The 2,465-nt window shown below is 54.1% G+C and carries 1 protein-coding gene and 1 pseudogene; both read right to left on the reverse strand.

The genetic code is table 11. The features are described from left to right. Window positions 1-367 (reverse strand): annotated as a pseudogene (locus AXE65_RS11265) (hypothetical protein); the annotation flags it as partial. Then, window positions 364-2,465: TraI/MobA(P) family conjugative relaxase (gene traI / locus AXE65_RS11270; RefSeq protein ID WP_068392397.1), on the reverse strand; the 2,102-nt coding region annotated here is incomplete at its 5' end. The gene traI and the pseudogene AXE65_RS11265, both read right to left, overlap by 4 nt.

Genomic DNA, 2,465 nt, shown 5'->3' on the forward strand with positions numbered 1-2,465 from the left:
TATCTTTTTTGTTTGCCCAACGGGCGCTGCCGTGTAAGGTTTCACTGGCGCGCGCGGTATTGCTCAGCAGCGTTTTCAGCAAAAACGTCAGCAGTAATCCGCCCATGCTGACCAGCATCCCGATAGCGGCGGCTTGCATGATGGCACTGGGATACAGGCTGTACCATTGCGCTGCCCATAACAGGATTGACCAGGGCGTATAAAGGTGATTCAAGTGCGCCCCAAGTGCCGCTTGATAATCAAAGCTAAACGCAAAAAACTGGGTGGCCGCTTGTAATCCTGCCAACAGGGAAAATAAAACCAGTCCCGATAACAGTTTGAACCGATTATTGGCATGGCCGTTATGGTTTTGGGTTAATGCGTTCACCGGCTACGTCCTCCGTCTTGATGGTGCCCTTGCGCCTGGCTTTTTTCCTTGGCTTGCGGGCTTGGCTTTAGCGCTTGTGCCCAATCGCTCAAGCGGTTTGTTATTCCTGCTGCGCCCCGTCGCAGTAGAGAATGGGATTCGGCTGCTGACTGCTGAAAGAAAATTGAAACAGCAGGCGGCAGTAGCATTTCAATTCCTGTTTTGAGGCCAGCCAGAGCGCGCTCTGACAGTCCGTGCAGACGGTCTCGGGCAACCGGTGGGGGAGGCGTCCCAAAGCGCCCAGTGTCCTGCTTGGGCGCTCTGGCGGTGTGGCTTCCCCTGCCTTGGGTATTTGTGGCGGCCTGTCCATGGTTTGCAGCAAGGCGTCCAGTTCGTCCTCGGTGCTGTCCGGCTCCGATTGATTGTCCACGCTGTTTGTCCTCCATCAGTTGCTGGCGTTTCTTTTCCAAAAGCGGGTCGGCAAAGCTCACCTGCAGATGGCCGTCCACTGCCGCGCGTACCATTTGTGCCTTAAACAACAAATCGCCGGTGAGCGAGAGCTGGCTGCCGTAGCGCTGTGCGGCAAATTGCAGCGCTTGCTGCATTTCTTTGGGGCGGGCGGTGCTTGCAACCTGCAAGCCATTGCCGTTATCGCGCACAGACGAGGCGCCTACGCGGTAAATCACCGTGCCTTTCTTGGTGATGTTGTCTTGAACCGGAACCGAAAGCGCCGGTTTGTACTGCGCCTTCGGCACGGATACGCCAAGACCGAACAGGTCTGCGGCGCGTTGGGGCGTGGTGGTCTGTGCTTTGGTGGCGGATGGGACTGCACCTGCTCGCCCGCCTTGCACGCTGTGCAAGGCACGGTTTTTAAAGCCTTTGGCACTTCCACGCGACCGCAAGGCGCTTAGCGCTTCGCTATCGCCTTGGATGGCTTGCTGCTTAAGCCAGTCCGCCCAACTGGCACGGCTGTTTTCTTGATACAGCGCCTGGCAGCTTTGGCGGTACTCGGCATTGATTTTCCCAATGTCGCCCAACAGGGAACTGCTCACCTGTGCGTAGAAGATTTTCTTGGCAAGTCCGCGCCCGCCCATCCGTTTTATCAAGCCACGGCGGATACTGGCCGAACCTTTGGCATCGGCAATACGTTTTGCTTTTTGCTTGCGCAGTTGCTCTAAGCGGGTCTTTTGAATATGCGTGCGCTGCTTTTGCTCGTTTTGATAACGGGCATAAAGCAAGGTGGTATCCACGCCAAAGCGAACCGGCTTTTTCTCGTATTGTTTTTTGGGCGCTGCCGGTTTGATGGGGGTTGCCGATTGAATCGGTTCAATCGGCTCAGTGGCTTTTTCTTTGGCCGCTTCAAAAGCGCCAAGGCGTTTTTCCAATTTTGATTTGGACAAATCACGAGAAACGGAACTGGCTTTAACCTGTGTGCCGGTTTTTTGCGATTCAAAAACAACACCATTGGCACGCGCGCGCAGTTCCAGGCCATTTTCCTGCATCACTTGGTGCAACTGCTGCCAAGAGTTGGCGGCTTTAATTTCAGACAAACACTCGCGCTTAATCCAGCCCAACAGGCTTTCAATGCCAGAGTGCGCCTCCATATCCATCGCGCGGCCTTCGGCCACAGTGCGCCTGGGTTCGTGGTTATCCACCTCAAGACCGTATTCCTGCTCCAAACTGGCACAGAGCTTGGCTAACGTCTTATACGGATAATACGGCTCGTGAATGGTTAACCGTTCAGGATGGATTTTGTTGATCGCAATATGAATATGTAGATTGTCGGTATCGTTGTGGACAGCGCTAATGCGCTGATGTTCAGCAAAGCCCAAGCCTTCGCAAAGCCTGGCTTCAACCGCTTTTAATACCTCGGCGCTGGGCTTTTCATCAGGGCGAAAGCTCACCAATAAATGAAAGGTTTTATCGCTTTTGGCACGGGTATTGAGCGTCTGGGTTGCCCGCACTTCTTCCACCGCAATATCCAGCTCATCCGCCATGCAGTTAGTCATACTGACCTCGCCCAAGCGGTGGTTTTTGCTTTGATCGTCGGTAATGTAATTAACCAATCCGGCAAAGCTCGATTTAGCCAGCGAGTGCATCGCAATATGCTTGGCAATCA

The sequence above is a fragment of the Ventosimonas gracilis genome, assembly GCF_001580025.1.
In the GTDB taxonomy this organism is placed as follows: Bacteria; Pseudomonadota; Gammaproteobacteria; order Pseudomonadales; family Pseudomonadaceae; genus Ventosimonas; species Ventosimonas gracilis.